Origin of the sequence: Archangium sp., from assembly GCF_036389735.1 — a bacterium.
In the GTDB taxonomy this organism is placed as follows: domain Bacteria; phylum Myxococcota; class Myxococcia; order Myxococcales; family Myxococcaceae; genus Archangium.
Map to the genome: position 1 here is coordinate 1 of NZ_DASVWK010001025.1, position 4119 is coordinate 4119.

Here is a 4119-nt window from a genome sequence, read left to right on the forward strand (position 1 = left end):
TCAGCCCCAGCCGCTCGGCGCGGTGCCGGAGCCGAGGGCCGGGGACGTGGTGGTGGACGCGATCTTCGGCACGGGGCTCACGCGGGCTCCGACGGGGGAGTTCGCCGACGCCATCCGGGCCATGCTCCGCTGGCGGGAGGGAGGGGCGAAGGTGGTGGCCGCGGACATGCCCTCGGGGCTGCACACGGACACCGGCGAGCCCTTCGAGCCGTGCGTGGAGGCGGACGTCACCGTCACCTTCGGCTTTCTCAAGCAGGGGCAGTTGCAGGAGCCCGGCGGCACGAGGTGCGGCGAGCTGCGGTGCGTGGACATCGGCATTCCGTCCGAGGCCGTCGAGCCCCAGCCGGGCGCCGAGCTCTTCCTCGTCGAGGAGGCCGATGCGCGAGGGGCCCTGGCGCCGCGCCGCTCGGACACGCACAAGGGCACCTACGGGCACGTGCTGGTGGTGGCCGGCAGCCACGGCAAGTCCGGTGCGGCGGCCCTGGCCGCGCTCGGGGCGCTGCGGAGCGGCGCGGGGCTCGTCACCGTGGCCACCCGCTCCGAGGTGGTGGAGTCGGTGCTCGGCCATGTGCCCGAGGCGATGGGCTGGCCGCTGGACACCCAGGGGCCGCTCGGCCTCGCGGACCTGGAGCCCCTGCTGGAGGCGGCGGAGAAGAAGGACGTGCTCGTCATCGGCCCGGGCATCCCCCGGGGCGAGGAGACGGTGCGGCTGCTGGGCGAGCTGTTCTCGCGCGTGCAGGTGCCCATCGTGCTGGACGCGGACGCGCTCAACGCCGTTGCCACCGACCTGGACGTGCTCGGCCGGGCGAAGGGGCCCCTGGTGCTCACCCCGCACCCGGGCGAGATGTCGCGGCTCACGGGCGTGCCCACGAAGGACCTCCAGAGGGCCCGCGTGGAGGTGGCGCGGGACTTCGCGCGCACGCACGGGGTGACGCTGGTGCTCAAGGGGGCGCGGACGCTCATCGCGCACTCGGACGGCACCGTGTACGTCAACCCCACGGGCAACCCGGGCATGGCCACCGGGGGCATGGGGGACGTGCTGAGCGGCGTGGTGGGCGCGCTGCTGGGGCAGGGCCTGAAGCTCCCCGAGGCCGCCTGGACGGCGGTGTTCGCGCACGGCCTCGCGGCGGACCTGAGGGTGGCCCAGCGTGGCCAGCTCGGGCTGATCGCCACGGACGTGGCCAAGGGACTCTGTAACGTGTGGACGAGGTGGAACCGATGAGCGCGCCCACGCTGAGCCGTACGGTGCTGTCCGGCTCGCCCGAGGAGACGCACCGGCTGGGCGTCCGGCTGGGGCAGCTCCTCCAGGCGGGGGACTTCGTCGGACTGGTGGGAGACCTGGGGGCGGGCAAGACGCACCTGGTGCGCGGCGTGGCCGAGGGCGCGGGCGTGGCGCGCTCGGAAGTGGCCAGCCCCACCTTCGCCATCGTCTACCCGTACCGGGGCCGGGTGCCGCTGTACCACGCGGACCTCTACCGGCTGGCCGACTACGACGAGCTGTACGCCACGGGTTTCCTGGATCTGCTGGGCGGGGACGGCGCGGTGCTGGTGGAGTGGCTGGACAGGATTCCGGAGGCCGCGCCTCGCGAGTTCCTGCGCCTCACCCTCCGGGACACGGGCGAGGAGTCGCGTGAGCTGGTGGCCGAGGCCTGGGGCGCGAGGCCCATCGAGCTGCTGAAGGCGTGGCTCGGGGATCGCTGATTGTCGAGCATCGCAAGGCTCCCGCTCCCCCTGGGAGAGGGCAGGGGGAGGGCGGGGCTATTCTGCGCCCCATGACCTTCCCCCACGCAGCGAAGTGGCTCCTGCTCGTTCCGTTCGTCGGCGCGGTGCTGGCCGGCTGCGGTGCCATCGAGCCCGCTCCCCAGGCGGTTCCCCATGCCTCCGTCACCTTCGACGTGACGGTACCCGCCGACACCCCGGCCGAGGCCATCATCACCGTGGTGGGCTCGCACCTGGCGCTCGGCAGCGACACCGCTCCGGGCTTCCAGCTGCGCCGCCAGGGTGACGGGCACTACACGGGCGTGGTCCGCATCTCCCAGGGCGCGGAGGTGTCGTACGACCTCTGGCAGCGCGACGTGTGGATCCCCGAACTCTCCGCGGACGGCGCACCGGTGCCCCGGCGTACCTTCACGGTCGAGGGCGACATGACGGTGACGGTCACCGTGGCCCGCTGGGGCGCGCCGAGCAAGGGGCCTGCGATGAAGCGCGGCCTGACGGGCATCATCCGCTACCACCGGAGCGTGTCGTCCGCGTTCCTCTCCCGGTCGCGAGACGTCATCGTCTACCTGCCGCCCGACTACTTCGACAGCCCCGAGCGCCGCTACCCGGTGCTCTACATGCACGACGGGCAGAACCTGATGGACGCCTCCACCGCCTTCTCCGGCGAGTGGCAGGTGGACGAGACCGCCGAGCAGCTCATCCAGGCCGGCAAGGTGGAGCCCGTCATCATCGTGGGCGTCTCCAACACCTCCGACCGCATTCCCGAGTACACGCCCAAGCCAGACCCCAAGTACCCCAGCGGTGGCAACGCGGATGCCTACGGCCGCTTCCTCGTCGAGGAACTCAAGCCGATGATCGACGCCCGCTACCGTACCCGGCCTGGACCCGGGGACACCGGCCTCGCGGGCTCGTCACTTGGGGGGCTCGTGTCGCTGTACCTCGGATTGAAGTACCCGGGGACGTTCACGCGGCTCGGGGTCTTGTCTCCCTCCGTGTGGTGGGCGAACAAGGACATCGTGGAGAAGGTGAAGGCGCTCGACACGAAGCCGCCGCTCCAGCTCTGGGTGGACATGGGCACCAACGAGGACACGGATGCCCTCTCCGAGGTGCGCCTGCTCCGCGATGCCCTCATGGCCGAGGGCTGGGGCACCAGTGACCTGAAGTACGTGGAGGTCAGCGGCGCCGCGCACAACGAGGCCGCGTGGGCCGCGCGCTTCGGCGATGTGCTGCGCTACCTGTTTCCTCCGCGCTGAGGAGGTGCCAGTCCGCGCGGCGCAGGCGGGGCCATCAGCCCCAGGTTTCCGATCGCACGCAGGGTTTACGTGCAACTACCTGGGTGGCAGGCTCCGCGGTCATGGTTCCTGAAATTCTGGCTGGCATACAGGTACTGCGCTCCGTTCTCCAGGCCGGTATGGCCGCACGCGATGCGTGGAAGGAGGAAGGCTTCGGCAAGGACGAAGTGTCCACGTTGAGCGCACTCCACAACGCCGCCGAAGGCCTCTGGAAACTGAAACCGCAGCAGGAGGAGGGGCTGGGGACGTTGCACCTGGCCACCGTCGCGCGCTGCTTCGGGCACGCCATCCGCCGATACCAGGAGTACAGCGAGATCCTCTCGACCCAGTCACGCGTCTTGTTCCAGAACGTGGCGAAGGTGGAACGACCCCCCCAGCCCTCGGTGGAGCAGATTGAGCGGGTGCTGCGGAGTGCGGTTCAGGTCCATATTGCTCCCGGGGCCTTGCCAGTAGGCAAGCTTGAGATCGACCTCGTGGGGTCGCTCACCGGAAGCCCGCTGAACACCCCCTACTATCGCTTCCTCTGGACTGCCTTCTTCGAGCCGACGGAAGGCGAGCCTCCCCTGCTGAAACTGGAGGCCGGAGGGGTGCGCGAGTTCGAGCGCTCCTTCGTACTCGCCTGGGGAGAGGCCATGGCCTCGACGACCGGCGAACGGTTGCGGCTCTACCTGGAAAGCCTACAACAGGACTACAGACCCCAACTGATCCAGGAAGTTCTCATCAGCGACATGGCGGCATGGGGCAGCCGTCACACCTTTGGAAACCTCACGAGAGAGGAGACACGGGATGGGGACCCGCTCCCCTTCATGCCCTTAGAACTGATGTACGTCGAACCGCTCGCACGCGATGCGGACGACCGGCGGGCCGCAGGGAGTCCTGTGCTCGAACGGTTGGAGCAGGTTCTCCGAAAACATCGGATTGTAATCATCCAGGCGGACTTCGGCATGGGTAAGTCGCTCACCTCCCGAATGCTGGCTTGCCTGTGGGCCAGGAAGTTTCGTGACGCGAGCGTGCCCTCTGCGGATTTGGAATTGCCCATTCACATCCGATGTGCGGACGACCTCAGGTCAAATGACCTCTCGATCCCCGGAGCCGTGCAGCGGGCTCG

General features: G+C 69.6%; 4 protein-coding genes. All 4 read left to right on the forward strand.

Features of this window, described 5'->3' with window-relative positions:
* Nucleotides 1–1222, forward strand: a 1222-nt coding sequence (locus tag VF794_RS36555) for an NAD(P)H-hydrate dehydratase (RefSeq protein WP_331117782.1), incomplete at its 5' end; no start/stop codon positions are given.
* Nucleotides 1219–1701 carry a tRNA (adenosine(37)-N6)-threonylcarbamoyltransferase complex ATPase subunit type 1 TsaE gene (gene tsaE, locus VF794_RS36560; protein ID WP_331117784.1) on the forward strand — a complete coding sequence of 161 codons (483 nt, stop codon included), beginning with the start codon at nucleotides 1219–1221 and terminating at the stop codon, nucleotides 1699–1701. The genes VF794_RS36555 and tsaE, both read left to right, overlap by 4 nt.
* A gap of 71 nt (nucleotides 1702–1772) precedes the next feature.
* A complete protein-coding gene (locus tag VF794_RS36565; RefSeq protein WP_331117786.1) occupies nucleotides 1773–2972 on the forward strand; it encodes an alpha/beta hydrolase in 1200 nt (399 codons plus the stop codon).
* Nucleotides 2973–3073: 101 nt separating this feature from the next.
* Nucleotides 3074–4119 (forward strand): hypothetical protein (locus tag VF794_RS36570; protein WP_331117788.1); only part of this gene is annotated, 1046 nt, incomplete at its 3' end.